General features: G+C 70.3%; 14 protein-coding genes and 1 tRNA gene. 13 read left to right on the top strand and 2 right to left on the bottom strand.

The window, feature by feature from the left end; translation table 11 throughout:
• The first annotated feature begins 62 nt into the window (after window positions 1-62).
• The 6 genes from FY030_RS02300 (at window position 63) to FY030_RS02325 (ending at window position 4757) form a co-directional block, all read left to right on the top strand.
• Window positions 63-980 carry a hypothetical protein gene (locus tag FY030_RS02300; protein ID WP_158060102.1) on the top strand — a complete coding sequence of 306 codons (918 nt, stop codon included), beginning with the start codon at window positions 63-65 and terminating at the stop codon, window positions 978-980.
• A 49-nt stretch (window positions 981-1029) separates the two neighbouring features.
• Window positions 1030-1105 (top strand) — tRNA-Ala (locus FY030_RS02305).
• 77 nt (window positions 1106-1182) lie between these two features.
• Window positions 1183-2187: an ornithine carbamoyltransferase gene (gene argF / locus FY030_RS02310; protein ID WP_158060103.1), complete on the top strand. Its 1005-nt coding sequence runs from the start codon at window positions 1183-1185 to the stop codon at window positions 2185-2187.
• Window positions 2184-2717: a PH domain-containing protein gene (locus FY030_RS02315; protein WP_158060104.1), complete on the top strand. Its 534-nt coding sequence runs from the start codon at window positions 2184-2186 to the stop codon at window positions 2715-2717. Before argF ends, FY030_RS02315 begins: the two co-directional genes overlap by 4 nt.
• 233 nt (window positions 2718-2950) lie before the next feature.
• The gene (locus tag FY030_RS02320) at window positions 2951-4393 is read left to right on the top strand and encodes a PH domain-containing protein (protein WP_192498682.1); all 1443 of its coding nucleotides are present in this window, start codon (window positions 2951-2953) and stop codon (window positions 4391-4393) included.
• 7 nt (window positions 4394-4400) lie between these two features.
• On the top strand, window positions 4401-4757 hold the full coding sequence (locus tag FY030_RS02325; RefSeq protein WP_158060106.1) for a tetratricopeptide repeat protein: 357 nt from the start codon (window positions 4401-4403) through the stop codon (window positions 4755-4757).
• A gap of 6 nt (window positions 4758-4763) precedes the next feature.
• On the opposite strand, the gene FY030_RS02330 is transcribed toward FY030_RS02325, so the two are convergent.
• The gene (locus FY030_RS02330) at window positions 4764-6284 is read right to left on the bottom strand and encodes a dolichyl-phosphate-mannose--protein mannosyltransferase (RefSeq protein ID WP_158060107.1); all 1521 of its coding nucleotides are present in this window, start codon (window positions 6282-6284) and stop codon (window positions 4764-4766) included.
• Between the two features lie 82 nt (window positions 6285-6366).
• Between FY030_RS02330 and FY030_RS02335 the strand changes: the two genes are divergently transcribed.
• From FY030_RS02335 to FY030_RS02355, 5 genes are all read left to right on the top strand, one after another.
• Window positions 6367-7068 carry a succinate dehydrogenase cytochrome b subunit gene (locus FY030_RS02335; RefSeq protein ID WP_158060108.1) on the top strand — a complete coding sequence of 234 codons (702 nt, stop codon included), beginning with the start codon at window positions 6367-6369 and terminating at the stop codon, window positions 7066-7068.
• 13 nt (window positions 7069-7081) lie between these two features.
• Window positions 7082-9064, top strand: a complete 1983-nt coding sequence (locus tag FY030_RS02340; RefSeq protein WP_158060109.1) for a fumarate reductase/succinate dehydrogenase flavoprotein subunit — start codon at window positions 7082-7084, stop codon at window positions 9062-9064.
• Window positions 9061-9801, top strand: coding sequence for a succinate dehydrogenase/fumarate reductase iron-sulfur subunit (locus FY030_RS02345; protein ID WP_158060110.1), 741 nt, complete (start codon window positions 9061-9063; stop codon window positions 9799-9801). Before FY030_RS02340 ends, FY030_RS02345 begins: the two co-directional genes overlap by 4 nt.
• A 7-nt stretch (window positions 9802-9808) precedes the next feature.
• On the top strand, window positions 9809-10663 hold the full coding sequence (gene rsmI / locus FY030_RS02350; RefSeq protein ID WP_158060111.1) for a 16S rRNA (cytidine(1402)-2'-O)-methyltransferase: 855 nt from the start codon (window positions 9809-9811) through the stop codon (window positions 10661-10663).
• Between the two features lie 218 nt (window positions 10664-10881).
• Window positions 10882-11313, top strand: coding sequence for a hypothetical protein (locus FY030_RS02355; protein ID WP_158060112.1), 432 nt, complete (start codon window positions 10882-10884; stop codon window positions 11311-11313).
• Between the two features lie 43 nt (window positions 11314-11356).
• On the opposite strand, the gene FY030_RS02360 is transcribed toward FY030_RS02355, so the two are convergent.
• Window positions 11357-11968, bottom strand: a complete 612-nt coding sequence (locus FY030_RS02360) for a DUF4126 domain-containing protein (RefSeq protein ID WP_158060113.1) — start codon at window positions 11966-11968, stop codon at window positions 11357-11359.
• Between the two features lie 191 nt (window positions 11969-12159).
• On the opposite strand from FY030_RS02360, the gene FY030_RS02365 reads away from it, so the two are divergent.
• Together FY030_RS02365 and FY030_RS02370 are read left to right on the top strand one after the other, a co-directional pair.
• Window positions 12160-12651: a SigE family RNA polymerase sigma factor gene (locus tag FY030_RS02365; protein WP_192498683.1), complete on the top strand. Its 492-nt coding sequence runs from the start codon at window positions 12160-12162 to the stop codon at window positions 12649-12651.
• Window positions 12644-14884, top strand: coding sequence for a hypothetical protein (locus tag FY030_RS02370; protein WP_158060115.1), 2241 nt, complete (start codon window positions 12644-12646; stop codon window positions 14882-14884). Before FY030_RS02365 ends, FY030_RS02370 begins: the two co-directional genes overlap by 8 nt.

Consider the following 14884-nt stretch of genomic DNA (forward strand, 5'->3'; position numbering starts at 1 on the left):
ACTTGCGCGACACTCCGCCGGCCTCACCGGATCCGGGGCCCGACCGGCCTAGCGTGAGGGCCGTGCCCCCCGTGAGCAGCTTGATCTTCGTCGTCATCCTGGCGGTGTGGGCTGTCTACCTGGTGCAGCACTGGGTGCGCCGCCGCGACCACCTGGCCACCGCCCGCTCCGTCGACCGGTTCTCCGAGGCGATGCGGGTGCTGGAGCGCCGTCGCGCCCTGCCCAGGCCGGACGTCAGCGAGCACGCCCCCGCCAGCGCCTCCGTCCCCCTGCTGCGACCCGCCCGCCCCGAGGTGGTCGTCAAGCGGGGTGCACCTGCTCGGCCGGTCACGGCCACCGCCGTGGCGCCGACAGCGGCATACCACCGGGGCAGGCGGGCCGCCCAGCTGCGCGCCGCCGGCCTGCTCGCGTCGTCCCTGGTGATGGTCATCCTGGTCGGGCTCGTCGGGTTCCAGCTCATCCACTGGGCGTGGGCGTTCGTCGGCATCGCGCTGCTCGCGGCCACGGTGGCCGGCCTGCGGCGCTCGGTGGCGCGCAGCCGCCGGGCCCGTCCCGCCTCCCGCCCCCACTCCCGGGACCTGCGTCGCCCAGCCGAGGCTCGGCCCGAGCTCGCCGCCCAGGCCACGGCCGTCGCGGTGCCCCGCACTGCCCGACGTGCGGTGGACCTGGAGGCCCGACGACCCGCCTCGGTGCCGACAGTCGCTCTCTACGACATCGACGAGGTCGAGGCCCGGTTGACCCAGCCCGCGCCGGACGAGGTCGTCGCGCACCCGGCTGCCGAGCTCATGGCCGTCCAGGCACCGGTTGTGGAGCCCGCGCCGGCCGCGCCTGGCTCCTGGGACCCCGTGCCGGTCCCGCCCCCGACCTACACCCTCAAGGCGAAGGCCTACCGGGCCCCCGCCGAGCTGCCCGCCGACGGTGCCGAGATGGCGCTGGAGGAGGAGTTCGAGGAGCTGCCGCAGGTCCACCGGGTCGGCTGAGGCCGACGTGGAGCACCGGGGCGCCGGTGTATAGTGGGTAGCCGCACACGGGGCTGTGGCGCAGTTGGTAGCGCGTCTCGTTCGCAATGAGAAGGCCAGGGGTTCGAATCCCCTCAGCTCCACCACCACAGGGCCGGTCCTCAACCACGAGGGCCGGCCCTGCGTCGTAGGCTCACACGACCAGCACACAGGAGGAGCACGGATGGCCGTCAATCTGCGGGGGCGTAGCCTGCGCTCGCTCGTCGAGGAATCGCCGGCGGAGATCCGCTACCTGCTCGACCTGGCCTACGACCTCAAGCGAGCCAAGTACGCCCATCAGGAGCGTCAGCTGCTCGCCGGGAAGTCGGTCGCGCTGGTCTTTGAGAAGACCTCCACCCGGACCCGGTCCGCCTTCGAGGTCGCCGCCGCCGACCAGGGGGCCAGCACCACCTTCCTGGAGCCCTCCAGCACCCAGATCGGGCACAAGGAGTCGATCAAGGACACCGCCCGCGTGCTGGGGCGGATGTATGACGCCATCCAGTACCGTGGCGCCGAGCAGGTCAAGGTCGACCAGCTCATCGAGCACTCCGGGGTCCCGGTCTACAACGGTCTGACCGACGACTGGCACCCCACGCAGATGCTCGCCGACGCACTGACGATGACCGAGCACAGCCACAAGCAGCGGCACGAGATCTCCTACGCCTACCTGGGCGATGCCCGCGGCAACATGGGGCACTCGCTGCTCCTGCTCGGCGCCAAGCTGGGGATGGACGTGCGGATCGGGGCACCGCAGGAGCGGCAGCCCGCCGCACACGTGGTGCGCCTCTGCGAGCAGGTTGCGGCCGAGACCGGGGCCCGGCTGACCATCACCGAGGACCCGGTCGAGGCGGTGCGCGGCGTCGACTTCGTGCACACCGACGTGTGGGTGTCGATGGGGGAGCCCGTGCAGGCCTGGGAGGACCGCATCGACCTGCTGCTGCCCTACCAGGTCAACGCCCAGCTGATGGCCGCCACGGACAACCCCGAGGCCCGGTTCATGCACTGCCTGCCGGCCTTCCACGACATGCACACCGAGGTGGGTCAGGAGCTGATGGCCCGCCACCCCGAGCTGGCCGAGGGACTGGAGGTCACCGACGAGGTCTTCGAGTCCCCGGCGAGCATCGTCTTCGACCAGGCCGAGAACCGGCTGCATACGATCAAGGCGCTCATGGTCGCCACACTCGTATGAGCCCCGACACCGTGCCGACGGACGCCCCCGGCAGCGCTACCCCGACCGGGCTGCGCGAGCCGGCGCACCAGGTCAGCTCCCGCGCGGTGAAGTACTGGGTGGTCAACGGTCTCATCAGCGGGATCATCATCTGGGTGGTGCTGTTCGCGATCTACCTGCTGATCCCCGACTCGTGGGGCCGCTGGGCGGGGCCGGTCATCATCCTCATCCTCGCTGCCAACCTCAGCGACGTGACCCTAGAGCCGATCATCCGCTACCGGCGCACCCGCTGGGAGGTCACCGACGAGCGGGTCTTCGTCCAGACCGGCTGGCTCTCCCGCGACCAGCGCATAGCGCCGCTGTCCCGGGTCCAGACGGTCGACACCCACCGGGGGGCGATCATGCGGTTGTTCGGGCTGGCCAACGTGACCGTGACCACCGCTTCGGCTGCCGGCCCCATCACCCTGCCGTGCCTGGACAGCGACGTTGCCGACCGGATCACCGCCGAGCTGGCCCGGGTCACCGGGCAGACCGAGGGCGACGCGACGTGAGCACCCCGGGCCCTTCTGACCTCCCGCCCCCCACCGGGCCCCCGGTCATCCCCCCGGGCCCGTCGGGTATGCCGTACGACCTCCCCGCGCCGCCGCCCCAGCAGCCTGTGGGCCCCGATCCCGATGACCCGAAGCCTCCCGAGAGCACGGTCCTGGGCCGCCTGGAGGCACAGGGATGGCACCGGCTGAGCACCCGCATGCTCGTGGTGCATCCCGTCCGTACGCTGATGTCGTTGGCAGTCCCGCTGCTGCTCATCACGTTGGGTTTCAACCGAGGCGAGGACGGCCGATGGCTGATCTACGTGCTCGGCGGCGGTGTCATCGCCCTGGTCGTCGGTGTGTTGACGTGGATGTTCACCCGCTACCGGTTCACCCCCGAGCAGCTGCAGCTGCGCACCGGGTTGTTCAGCCGCCGGGTGCTGACCGCACCGCTGGACAGGATCCGCAGCGTCGACATCGAGTCCACGCCCATCCACCGTGTGCTCGGCCTGGCCAAGGTCCGGGTCGGCACCGGTGTGGACTCCCGGCAGATCGAGCTGGACGGGCTGACCCAGGAGCAGGCCGCGGTGCTGCGCGTGGAGCTGCTGCGCCGCTCGCAGGAGGTGGACCACCCGGCCGCCACCGCCCAGGAGGGATCTCCGCAGGACACCTCCGAGACCGTCCGACCCCCTGCCGACGAGCAGTTGCTGGCCCGGATCGACTGGAGTTGGCTGCGGTTCGCACCGTTCTCCCTGGGCAGCCTGGTCGTGGTCGCCGGTGTGGCCGGTGTCCTCTTCCAGTTCGGCGACGACCTGCCGGTCGACGAGGTGGGGCTGGTCCGGGAGGCGTGGGCCTGGGCGGTCGCGCAGGCTCTGCTGGTCCTGGTGGCCGGGACCGTCCTGCTCGTCGCGGTGGGCTGGACGCTGCTGTCCACAGCCTCCTACGTGCTGAACTGGTGGAACCTGCGCCTGGTGCGGGAGGCCAACACCAACATCCGGCTCTCCCGTGGGCTGTTGACGACCCGCTCCCAGACGCTGGAACGGGCCAAGGTCCGCGGGGTGAGCATGGGCGAGCCGTTCCTGCTGCGCTTCGTCCGGGGCGCCGAGCTCTCCGCACTGGCCACCGGGGTGGGCCTGGGCGGGACGGTCAAGGTGCTGCCGCCGGCACCGCGCGCGGTCGTGCAGTCCGTGGGGCACGAGCTGCTCGAGGAGTCCGGGCCGCTGACCATGGATCTCACCGGTCACGGGCCACGCGCCCGCCGGCGGATCCACGTCAGCCAGCAGTGGGGCAGCCTGATCACCGCGGCCCTGGTGGCCGTGCCCACCTACGTCCTCGATTTCTGGTGGTTCGCCACCTGGCCGTGGTGGCTGCCGCTGGCGGTGCTGGGCGGGCTGGCCCTCCTCAACGTCTTGATCGCCGAGAGCGCCTGGCGCAACCTGGGCCACGGCCTGACCCGGGACCACCTCGTGGTGCAGACAGGGGCCGTGGTGCGCACCCGAGCGGCGCTGGAACGCGCCGGCATCATCGGCTGGGTGGTGCACCAGAACTTCTTCCAGCGCCGCCTCGGGTTGGCCGACCTCATTGCCACCACCGCGGCCGGTGGCGAGAGTCTGGTCGCCCCGAACATCCCGTTGGAGCTGGCAGCGGACCTGGCCGACCGGGCCACCCCGGGAATGCTGGACGGTCTGCTGGCGTAGTCCAGGCATGGGTGACTTCGACTGGATCCAGCTCTCCGACGACGAGCACCTGGACGACCATGCCCGGTACGACCGCGCCACCTTCGCCTTCGAAACCAAGGACTACGGGAGGGCGGCCCAGCTGCTTCAGCCGCTGGCGCAGGCCGAGCCCGGCAACGGCGCGGTGGCTCTCCTGCTGGCTCGCAGCTACTACCACGCGGCCCGGCTCGGGCCGGCCGAGAAGGTGGCCCGCGACATCATCGAGCGGTGGCCCAGCGAGGCCTACGCCCACCTTCTCCTGGCCCGGACGCTGCAACGGGCCGGTCGCGCCGAGGAGGGCGCGCGGCACCTGAAGATCGCCGAGGCGATGGGCCTGGACACCTGAGGGTCGCTAGTTCCAGAAGTCGAAGAACATCCGGATGTTCCACTGCTCGCGCGGCAGCAGCACCGCGGTGTGCACCGGCCAGTACCACGCGAACCAAGCAACGTTGAGCGTCAGGTACACCACGACGAGCACTGCGCCCCAGCGTCGACGGCGCAGCGGGTCGCTCTCGCGGCCCAGCACCAGGGCCAGGCAGCTGACCACGACGAGCACCAGCCAGGGCACGAAGGCGACGGCGTAGAAGCTGTAGATCGTCCGGGTCTGGTAGAGGAACCACGGCAGCCAGCCGGCGACGATGCCGGAGAGGGCGGCGCCCGCACGCCAGTCGCGGCCGAGCAGCCACTGGAAGGTCACGATGAACAACCCGAGCGTGGCGGCCCACCACAGCGGGATGGTGCCCAGGGAGGCGACGTACTCCACGCAGTCCGCGACCTCACACCCCTTCTCGCCCTCCTTGGGCCACTCGGCGTAGAAGAGGGTGGGTCGCCACTGCACCGTCCAGCTCCACGGGTTGGAGCTCCACGCATGCTCGTTCGCCAGCCCGACGTGGAAGTTCATCTGCTCCTGGTGGTAGGCCCACAGCGAGCGCAGGGGGTCGGGCACCAGGCCGGCCAGGCCGGTGGCCGGGTTGTCCTCCGCCCAGGTCCGCTTCCATCCCCGGTCACCGAGGAACCAGCCGGTCCACGTGGCCAGGTAGGTGAGTAGGGCGGTGGGCACGATGAGCAGGAAGGCGGGTATGCCGTCACGCACCACTGCGGAGGTGAACCACCGGCGCTCGCCGACGGCCCGCCGGGCGCCGATGTCCCACCAGACGGTCATCAGTCCGAAGACGGCGAGGAAGAAGAGCCCGGACCACTTCGTGCCGACCGCCAGCCCCAGGGCCACCCCCGCCGCCAGCCGCCACCACCGCATACTCCACCGCGCCCCCAGCGCCAGGCGTCGTCGGCCATGCTCACGGTCCAGCAGAAGGAAGAGGAAAGCCAGCAGCGCCCACCACATGAGGAAGATGTCGAGCAGGCCGATGCGGGACTGGGCGTAGTGGTGACCGTCGACCGCGAGGAGCAGCGAGGCGCTGATCGCCAGGAGGGCGTTCTTCCAGATCAGCCAGGCGCACAGGCCCAGGACCGCGATCGACAGGGTGCCGACGACGGCGGAGGCCAGGCGCCACCCGGCCGGGTCCCCGGGGCCCAGCAGCAGCTGACCGAGGGAGATCATCCACTTGCCCATGGGTGGGTGCACCACGTAGTCGGCGCTGTCACCGAAGACGTCAGGGGTGCCCTGGGTGAACAGCTCGTCCGGCTCCTCGAGGTCCTCCCGGATGTCCATCTCGGTGCCGTACAGGGCCAGGCTCCACGCCTGCTTAACGTAGTAGGTCTCGTCGAAGACCAGCCGGGTCGGGTAGCCGAGTCGCCACAGCCGCAGGACGCCCCCGGCCACGGTGACCAGCGCGATCCCGATCATCGCGATGCGGCGCTGACGTGCCAGAGCCTGGGGCGCGGGACCGAGCAGGCGCGCCCGCAGAGACTCCATACCGTGCATCGTAGGTCGTGCTTTTAGCACAGTGTCCCCTGACGATAAAGGAGACGTCACGGCCAGTAGTAGGCTCCCATCCGTGGCCACCTCAACCGTTCCCGCGCGCGAGACCCGCAGGGGTCCGAACAACATCCTGCTGAAGACCGTGATGGCCGCCTCCGGCCTGTTCTTCGTCGGCTATCTGTTGCTGCACATGTACGGCAACCTCCAGATCCTCTTCGGCCGCGGGGCGTTCGACGACTACGCCCACCACCTGCGCGTGTTCGGCGAGGGAATGGTCCCGGAGAACGGCGTGCTGTGGATCGCCCGCATCCTGCTGCTGGCCTCGCTCGTGGCGCACGTCTGGGCCGGGATGGTGCTGTGGCGCCGGGCCGGGGCCGCGCGTTCCACCCGCTACGCCGGCAAGCGGAAGACCACCTACGGATCGGTCTACGCCAAGGCGATGCGCTGGGGCGGGCTGGCCATCCTGCTCTTCGTGATCTTTCACATCCTGCACTTCACGACGCAGACGATCACCCTGGCCGGTGAGCACGTGAGTCCGGCCGAGCGGGTCATCAGCAGCTTCCAGCTGTGGTGGGCTGTGCTGATCTACGTGGTGGCCATGATCGCGGTTGGCATGCACCTGGTGCACGGCATCTACGCGGCGTGCATGACGCTGGGGTTGAACACCACGGTGAAGCGGGGCGAGCAGATCCGCCTCATCTCCATCGCGGTGACCACACTCATCGTGGTGGGCTTCCTGATCCCACCCTTTGCCATCCTGTTCGGGTTTGTCGACTGAGGACTATGACGTTATGACTGACACGCTGATCGCCGGTCTCTACCGGGAGGGCGAGCCGATCGCCGACACCAAGGCGCCCGCGGGTGACATCGCCGCCAAGTGGAGCACCCGCCAGTTCGAGGCGGCGCTGGTGAACCCGGCCAACCGCCGCAAGCTCTCCGTCATCATCGTCGGCACCGGGCTGGCCGGTGCCGCAGCCGCCGCGACCATGGGGGAGGCGGGCTACCGGGTCAAGGCCTTCTGCTACCAGGACAGCCCCCGGCGGGCCCACTCGATCGCCGCCCAGGGCGGGATCAACGCGGCCAAGAACTACAAGGGCGACGGTGACTCGGTCCACCGCCTCTTCTACGACACCGTCAAGGGCGGGGACTACCGCTCCCGCGAGACCAACGTCTACCGCTTGGCCGAGGTCAGCGCCGACATCATCGACCAATGCGTGGCCCAGGGCGTGCCGTTCGCGCGGGAGTATGGCGGGCTGCTCGACAACCGCTCCTTCGGTGGCGTGCAGGTGTCCCGGACCTTCTACGCCCGCGGCCAGACCGGCCAGCAGCTGCTCATCGGTGCCTACCAGGCGCTGGAGCGCCAGATCGGCGCGGGCTCGGTCGAGATGTTTGCCCGGCACGAGATGATGGAGCTCATCGTCGTCGACGACGGCTCCGGCCCGCGGGCCCGCGGCATCGTCGCCCGCGACCTGATCACCGGCGAGATCGAGACCCACCTGGCCGACGCGGTCGTGCTGGCCTCCGGGGGCTACGGCAACGTCTTCTTCCTCTCCACCAACGCGATGGGCTCCAACACCACCGCCATCTGGCGGGCCCATCGCAAGGGCGCCTACTTCGGCAACCCTTGCTACACCCAGATCCACCCCACCTGCATCCCGCAGTCCGGTGATCACCAGTCCAAGCTGACGCTGATGAGCGAGTCGCTGCGCAACGACGGGCGCATCTGGGTGCCCAAGAACGCCGCGGACTGCGACAAGGACCCCCGCGAGATCCCGGAGGAGGCCCGCGACTACTACCTGGAGCGGATCTACCCCGGCTTCGGCAACCTGGTGCCGCGCGACATCGCCTCCCGGCAGGCCAAGAACATGTGCGACGAGGGTCGCGGTGTCGGCCCGGAGGTCGACGGCTCCCGCCGGGGCGTCTACCTCGACTTCGCCGACGCCATCGGGCGGCTGGGGGAGGACGCGGTCCGGTCCAAGTACGGCAACCTCTTCGACATGTACGAGCGGATCACCGGGGAGAACCCCTACCAGGTGCCGATGCGCATCTACCCCGCCGTGCACTACACGATGGGTGGCCTGTGGGTCGACTACGACCTGCAGTCGACCATCCCCGGACTGTTCGTCACCGGCGAGGCCAACTTCTCCGACCACGGCGCGAACCGGTTGGGGGCCTCGGCGCTCATGCAGGGCCTGGCCGACGGCTACTTCGTGCTGCCCAACACCATCCGCGACTATCTGTCCAAGGGCCCGTTCGGGCCCCTGGGCGAGGATCACCCGCAGGTGCGGGAGGCGCAGGACTCGGTGCGTAGCCGCATACACCGGATCATGTCGATGAACGGGACCCGGTCGGTGGACAGCTACCACAAGGCCCTCGGCAAGATCATGTGGGAGAAGTGCGGGATGGAGCGCACCGACGAGGGGCTGCGGGAGGCCGTGGAGCAGATCCGGGCCCTGCGCGCCGACTTCTGGACCAACGTCCGCGTCCTGGGCACGGCCGAGGGTCTGAACCAGTCGCTGGAGAAGGCCGGCCGGGTGGCCGACTTCCTGGAGCTGGGCGAGCTGATGTGCATCGACGCGCTGCACCGGCGCGAGTCCTGCGGTGGCCACTTCCGCGCCGAGTCCCAGACCGAGGACGGTGAGGCGTTGCGCCACGACGACGAGTTCGCCTACGTGGCGGCCTGGGAGTGGGGCGGTGATGGCGAGGCTCCGGTCCTGCACAAGGAGGACCTCGTTTACGAGTTTATCGAGCTCAAGCAGAGGAGCTACAAGTGAGGATCTCCCTGAAGATCTGGCGCCAGGCCAACCCCCGCGACAAGGGCCGGATGGTCGACTACAAGCTCGACGAGGTCAGCGAGGACAGCTCTTTCCTGGAGATGCTGGATCTGCTCAACGAGCACCTCCACGAGCAGGGCGAGGAGCCGGTCGCCTTCGACTCCGACTGTCGCGAGGGCATCTGCGGCCAGTGCGGCGTGGTGATCAACGGTGAGGCGCACGGCCCCGAGCGGACCACGACCTGTCAGCTGCACATGCGGTCCTTCCGCGACGGTGACGAGATCATCATCGAGCCCTGGCGCGCCGACGCCTTCCCCGTCATCAAGGACCTCTGTGTCGACCGCGGTGCCCTGGACCGGATCGTCGCGGCGGGCGGATACATCTCCGCCAACACCGGGTCGGCCCCGGACGCGCACGCGACCCCAGTGCCGAAGGAGAACGCCGACCGGGCGTTCATGGCGGCTGAGTGCATCGGTTGCGGAGCCTGCGTCGCGGCCTGCCCGAACGCCTCCGGCATGCTCTTCATGGGCGCCAAGATCACCCACCTCGGTGAGCTGCCCCAGGGCCAGCCCGAGCGGGACGCCCGCGTGCTGAAGATGACCGAGCAGCACGACCTCGAGGGTTTCGGTGGATGCACCAACCTCGGCGAGTGCACCCGGGCCTGCCCCAAGGGCATCCCGCTCAACGTCATCTCGCAGATGAACCGGGACCTGCTCCGGACCGGCTTCAGCGTCTGAGCGCGCGATGACGCCCGGCGAGCCGTCGCAGGGTGCCCTGGTTCTCGCGGCCACCCCCATCGGTGACGCGCGGGACGCCAGTCCGCGACTGGTCCTCGAGCTGGGCTCGGCGGACGTCGTCGCAGCCGAGGACACCCGGCGGCTGCGTCGACTGGTCGAGCGGCTCGGGGTGTCGGTCGGCGGCGAGATCGTCAGTTACCACGAGCACAACGAGGCGTCCCGGACCGAGGAGCTGGTCGCCCGGATCGCCCAGGGCGCACGGGTGGTGGTCGTGACCGATGCCGGGATGCCGTCGGTCTCCGACCCCGGCTACCGACTCGTGCGGGCCTGCGTCGAGCAGGATCTCCGGGTGACCTGCGTGCCTGGGCCCTCGGCGGTGCTGATGTCTTTGGCGGTCAGCGGGCTGCCGGTCGACCGGTTCTGCTTCGAAGGTTTTTTGCCACGCAAGGCCGGTGAGCGCGAGCGCATGCTGTCCGCCCTGGCCGAGGAGCCCCGGACGATGGTCTTTTTCGAGGCGCCGCACCGGCTCGCCACCACCCTGTCGGCGATGGCCGGGGTCTTCGGCGACGGGCGCCCGGCGGCTGTCTGCCGCGAGTTGACCAAGACCTACGAGGAGGTCCGCCGGGGAGGTCTGGCCGATCTGGCGGCCTGGGCCGAGCCGGGGGTCAAGGGTGAGATCACCGTCGTCGTGGCCGGACGGTCAGCGACTGCGGGCGGCGAGGTGGACCTTGCCGAGGTCGTGGCGCAGGTGCTCGCGCGCACCGCGGCTGGGGAGCGGCTCAAGGACGTGACCCGAGACCTGGCCGCGAAGACCGGGCTGTCCGCCAAAGCGCTCTACGACGCAGCTGTGGCGGCGCGCTAGGTCCCCAGCTGCATCGCGAGCGGGAGGACCCCGTGGGTCTGCGGTAGCTCGGTGTCGCTATCGCGACATTGATGTACCGCACTCCCGGCCGGGGCGGCGCAGGCCACGGACACCCGCTCCGACGGGGGCGCGTGTTGTGCCATCACGCCCCGTACGGCACACTCACCCCCAGCGCCGACGCCCTGGTCGGCGCGGACGTGGCGAGGAGGCCGCACGGTATGAGGTTCAACTGGTCCGCCCTGCTTGGCGGCCTGGTCGGCGGTGCCGTGACGGCCGTCGTCGCCGGGATAGTCGTGGCGCGCTACCTGCCGGAGGTCGGCTCGGACCACACCCTGGGAGGAGCGGGGGTGGCGGCGCTGGCCGCAGCGTTGAGCGGGGCGGTGGGCGTCATCGTCGGCTGGCTCGTGCACCGTCGTCGAGGGCGCGGGCTCGGCGGCATCGCGGCCATCGTCACCGTGCTAGGAGCGGGCTGGGGGACGTGGACGTGGTTCACGGCCAGCTGGGGGGTCACCGGCATCGGCCGCACCGTCGTCGAGGGCATCCTCATCCTGGGTCTGGGGATGCTCGTGCTTGCCACCGCCTGCGGCATGACCGCGGCGCTGCTGCAGCACCGCTCCCGGCACGACCCAGAGGCTGCACGCCTCCGCTGAGGTAGGAGGCCCAGAGGCTGTCGGGGCCAGCCCGGCCAACCCCCTACTCGTAGCCAGCCTCGGCCATCAGCTGGTCCCGCTTCTGTCGTGCGGCCCTTCCACGCCGCCACAGCATGAACCCGCCCCAGAGCAGCATGAGGAAGAGGAAGACCACCAGGACCGGCAAGAAGATCGCCACCAGCGACATGGTCACCGCAGCCCCGTCCTCGGCGGCCGACACGACCGGGGTGCCCAACCCACCCGTCGAGGCATTCACGACCGGCCTGGCAACGGCCTTGCCGGTGTGCACCACACCTGCGGTCAGTATCCCGAGCAGCACCCCGATCCACGGGTTGTCCTGCATGAAGGACGAGCCGCGCTCCAGGCCACCTGCCGCCGTCGTGGCCGCAAAGATCAGGCCACCCGTCGCCGGCCGGATAAAGGTGCCCACCGCGTCGTTGAGGTGGTCGACGAGCGCGATCTTGTCCAGGACGACCTCTGAGAGCAGCAGCACCGCGGCGATGCCAATCGCCCACCAGGATTCGATCCAGGCATACTGCACCGGCAGATCCAGGACCTCGGTGAAGCGCGCGATGAGCGCGACCAGAAGGAACGGGATGTAGGCGTTGAGGCCGGCCGCGGCCGACAGGCCGGCTCCGGTCAGGGCAGCGAGCATAGGACGCCTCGCCTTTCTTCTCGGCGGCCCTCCGGCGGAGGGCGGTCTTCCTCAGTCAACCACGGGGTATGCCGTCCCTCTTCCGCTGACGGGTGGCCAGCGGATTCGTCCGCGACAACCTCCCCAACCTTTGCCGACCCTGCGCCGTTACCGGGTGGAGGATAGGCCGGACGACCGATGAGGAGCGACGGGTGCGCAGCAGTGACGACGTGGCCTACGTCGAGTTCATCGACGCGTCCAGAGCGACGCTGCTGGCCTATGCCTGGCTGCTGACGGGCAACGGGCACGCTGCCGAGGAGCTCGTCCAGGAGACCCTCGTCCGCGTCTACGTCCGGTGGCGCCGACTTCGCGAGGGCCAGCCACTGGCCTACGCCCGCAGGATCCTGAGCAACCTGCACACCGACAACTGGCGCAGCCGGCGGCGGGAGGTGCTCCGCGACGAGGTGCCGGAGACGGCATACACCTCCGACCCGATGACCACGGATCTGGTGCGCGCGTTACAGCGGCTCTCGCCACGGGAGCGAGAGTGCGTGGTGCTGCGGCACTACATCGACCTGTCCGAGAAGGACACCGCCGCGACGCTCGGTATCAGCGTGGGCAGCGTGAAGAGCTACACGTCCAAGGGACTCACGAGCCTTCGCCCGTTGCTGGCCGACACGACCGTAGGGGAGCGTCATGTCTGAACCCCAGCTGACCCAGCTGCTCGACCGGGCGGTCCACCACGCGCCGCCCATGCACCTGGACGGCCAGCACCTCCTGACGGCTGCCAAAGGGCGGGTCCGTCGTCGGCGCCTGCTCGGTGCGGGCGGTGGCCTTGGCGCGGCTGCGCTGGTCGCGGCGTTGTGGGGCGGGCTGGCCGGTGGCGGGGGTCTCCTCTCCGGGGACGTCCCGATCCAGCCGGCGACCACCGTCTGGGAGCAGGGGGAGACCGTCGACGCCAATCTGTTCAAGAACTACCACTCGATCGACAGCGATCAGGTGGCGCACCGCTTCGACGGTCGGCTCACCCGTCCGGACGTTGATGGTCCGGTCGTGCTGGAGCTGTCCGACCACGGCCAGGTCGTCGAGCGGATCCCGGCCCGGTCCCCACAGCCGGGGCTGGAGGTCTTCGTGGGTGAGCGGATGACCGCCGCGGTCTGGGCTGAGCCGGAGGGGGTAGAAACCGCGGTTCCCCTGGTCGGCCCGGTCGACCCCGGCGGCCCGAGCAGCCGCTCCGGCACCGCGATGGGCGGGGGGCGCTACGGCTACTCCGTGTGGCCCGCCGACGTCACCGGCATGGTCCGGCCGCAGGAGGTGCTCGACGTCTACCTCGTCGGCGCGCATGAGGTGGTGACCCTCTCGGGTGCCGAGGTGGTAACCGCCGAGCTGCACGCGGGCGGGACGTCCGCGCTCACCTGGGCGGATGCCGAGCGGGGCGTGTGGGGGTATGCCGTGCACGGCGAGGACCCGATGCTCGCCCCGCTGGGTGCTCAGCCTGCGCAGCATTCCGGCGGCACCTGGCAGGAGGCGGACCGGATGATCTCCGTCGCGCTCCTGCCCCAGGGCGCCGAGCTCGTGGACGTCCAGCAGGGGGAAACCGACAGCACCGTGCTGGCTGGCCGACCCATCGTGCTCGGCGGGGTGCGGGGTGATGACGTGCCCGACGTGGTCTTCCGCATCGGCCGGCACCAGCACGTGCTGAACGACTACACCCAGGATCTGTTCACGGTGGAACTGGCCGACGGCACGCAGCTGAGCATCACACCCGACTCCCGGGGGGACGGCGGGATCGCGCTCGGCGAGATGTCGGACGACTCCCCGGACGTCCTCACCTGGTCAGCCGAAGACCTCGCCGCAGACCGAGCCACGGAGGCCGTCGGTGGCAGCCTCGTCACCGTGGTGGTGGGCTGGGACGCGGGACCGTCCGTGCTCACCGACACCCGGCTCGAGGTCACCGCTCAGGGGGTGAGCCGCTGGGTGGAGCCGGCCGACGTGGCGCAGGTGCCGACGGCCGACGGAGGCGTCACAACGGTGCTGACCGTCGACGAGGCCGAGGGCATGACTGTCACCGGCGTCGGGGTCGTCGCCGACGAGGACGACGACTCCGTCGTGCGCTGGGACGGGTGGGAGCCCCTCCTGGCTACGGCCGACGGTGTCGACTGGCAGGAGATCGAGGGCCGGGTCGTGCCGTTCGTCGACGGTGAGGCGCTGCAGGACGTGGGCCTCGCCTCGCTGGGGGAGGCCCGGTTGTACGCCGCGTCGGACTCTCGCGGCGAGGACCTGCTGGTGATGCCTCCGGGCCTGGGCGCCGACGACAGGGTGCTGCCCCTTCTGCGCAAGGGGGACAGCCTCGACCCGGCGCCCTGGGTGCTCGGCGACAACCGGATGGTGGAGACCGAGGACGGTCCTGTCCTCGTCGTAGAGACAGCCCCGGGGATGCTGACGGAGGGCACACAGTTGGCCGTCCGGCCGGCGTCGGCGGTCGAGCACGGTGTCGACCTGACCTGGACCCTGTTGGACAGCGACCGCTCCGGGTCGATGGTGATCGAGGGTGATCTGGTGGTGACGGCCGGTGGGTCGGCTGCGGGGGACCCGTGGCTCATGTACCCCCTGGGTGACGACTCCTGGGGTTCAACCTCGACCAGTGTGGCCGTGCGTCCGGGGCTGGTCGGCGCCACGCTCAGCGAGTTCGGCGACGCGACGGGCCCTGGCCGTCTCTACGTCGCCGCCGTCCTGCCGGAGGGCTCTGCGGGGGAGCTGGTGCTGGCCCCCGGGGCCCGGCTGGTCTCCTCCCAGACGGGCATCGGTCCCCTCGAGGGCCTGGAGGTAGTGAGCGCAGTCGTCGACCTCGGCGCCGCGCTGTCCCCCGCCGACGCCGTCGGGCTGGACCTGGATGGCGACGGCGTGGCGGACCTGAGGCCCCCAGCGCGCGGCTGA

It is taken from the genome of Ornithinimicrobium pratense, from assembly GCF_008843165.1.
GTDB classification, from domain to species: Bacteria; Actinomycetota; Actinomycetes; order Actinomycetales; family Dermatophilaceae; genus Ornithinicoccus; species Ornithinicoccus pratensis.

What these genes read in the sequence shown, in the direction of transcription:
- argF (WP_158060103.1), top strand. Translation starts at nt 1,183, where the DNA reads ATGGCCGTCAATCTGCGGGGGCGTAGCCTGCGCTCGCTCGTCGAGGAA.
- FY030_RS02315 (WP_158060104.1), top strand. Translation starts at nt 2,184, where the DNA reads ATGAGCCCCGACACCGTGCCGACGGACGCCCCCGGCAGCGCTACCCCG.
- FY030_RS02325 (WP_158060106.1), top strand. Translation starts at nt 4,401, where the DNA reads ATGGGTGACTTCGACTGGATCCAGCTCTCCGACGACGAGCACCTGGAC.
- FY030_RS02330 (WP_158060107.1), bottom strand. Translation starts at nt 6,284, where the DNA reads ATGGAGTCTCTGCGGGCGCGCCTGCTCGGTCCCGCGCCCCAGGCTCTG.
- FY030_RS02340 (WP_158060109.1), top strand. Translation starts at nt 7,082, where the DNA reads ATGACTGACACGCTGATCGCCGGTCTCTACCGGGAGGGCGAGCCGATC.
- rsmI (WP_158060111.1), top strand. Translation starts at nt 9,809, where the DNA reads ATGACGCCCGGCGAGCCGTCGCAGGGTGCCCTGGTTCTCGCGGCCACC.
- FY030_RS02355 (WP_158060112.1), top strand. Translation starts at nt 10,882, where the DNA reads ATGAGGTTCAACTGGTCCGCCCTGCTTGGCGGCCTGGTCGGCGGTGCC.
- FY030_RS02360 (WP_158060113.1), bottom strand. Translation starts at nt 11,968, where the DNA reads ATGCTCGCTGCCCTGACCGGAGCCGGCCTGTCGGCCGCGGCCGGCCTC.
- FY030_RS02370 (WP_158060115.1), top strand. Translation starts at nt 12,644, where the DNA reads ATGTCTGAACCCCAGCTGACCCAGCTGCTCGACCGGGCGGTCCACCAC.